At 62.2% G+C, this 249-nt stretch carries 1 protein-coding gene; it reads right to left on the minus strand.

Going from position 1 to position 249, the window contains the following annotated elements; all coding sequences use genetic code 11:
• Window positions 1–249 (minus strand): glucan biosynthesis protein (locus tag ACVA58_RS28455; protein WP_446513581.1); only part of this gene is annotated, 249 nt, incomplete at both ends.

Here is a 249-nt window from a genome sequence, read left to right on the forward strand (position 1 = left end):
GTACATCGACGTAGCGGGCGCGATGCCGAAGCGGTCAATGTCCTTGCGCAGGAAGATCGCCGTGTCGATGTCCATCACCACGCCCTTCGTGCGATGCATGACGAAGCGGTACGCACCCGTGATGCTCGGGCCGTCGAGCAGCGTGTAGATCGTCACCGAATCGGCGCGGTTGTCTGCCGGCGTATCGAACCACACGTGCGTGAAGTTGGGGAATTCTTCCGGCTTGCCTGCCTGTGCCACGTCTAGCGC

The sequence above is a fragment of the Photobacterium sp. DNB22_13_2 genome (genome assembly GCF_052873915.1).